The following is a 706-nucleotide window of genomic DNA, read 5'->3' on the forward strand; positions in this document are numbered from 1 at the left end:
GACGGAATTCAGAATGAGCAACGGCAAATAAGGCATTGATTTGTCACTATGCGGCCAATTGGAGCCTGGCATTCCATGCGGCGCGTGCAAAGCTGGCGCGGTCTTATTGCGCTGCACAATGGGCCGGAGTGGATGTAGTTTGGTTTCAACAAACGAACAAACACACCTCCCCGACTTGAAAGGAGCTACATCATGGCTCGCATCTCTGCACTGAACACTGGTTTCGCCGCCTCGGCCCCTACGGGCTCTTTCATGGACACGCTGAACGCTTGGTACATTCGTTGGCAGGAACGCCGCGAACTCGCCTCGCTCGACCAGCGCGCGCTGGACGATATCGGCCTGAGCCGTGGCGATGTCCTCACCGAAATCAGCAAGCCGTTCTGGCGCGAATAGTTCGCCTCAAACGTCCCCACTGCTGCTTGAAGATGCCGCGCCCCATTTTGGGGCGCGGTTTGCTTTTGGGGGTGGCCCCGCGCCCTCTATATAGGGTGCAGGCGCAGGAGCGATCGGGGGCCATCGCCCCTTCCTACAGGAATATGCTGTCTTCACGGTCGGTGTCTTAACGGTTGACAGGCCGGAACGGGCCGAACTTCCGCTGCTTTTTTAGACAGAATGATGACGGATAGAGCGGTGTTGCCGAGGCCCTTAGGCAAAATTAGCCCGGTAAAATGAATTGAGAATCAAGGTATTACCCCAACAACGCCTG

The 706-nt window shown here is 56.7% G+C and carries 1 protein-coding gene; it reads left to right on the forward strand.

The window, feature by feature from the left end:
• The first annotated feature begins 192 nt into the window (after positions 1–192).
• Positions 193–393, forward strand: coding sequence for a DUF1127 domain-containing protein (locus VZ95_RS23440; protein WP_084627941.1), 201 nt, complete (start codon positions 193–195; stop codon positions 391–393).
• Positions 394–706 lie beyond the last annotated feature (313 nt).

Source organism: Elstera litoralis, assembly GCF_000963705.1.
Taxonomy (GTDB): Bacteria; Pseudomonadota; Alphaproteobacteria; order Elsterales; family Elsteraceae; genus Elstera; species Elstera litoralis.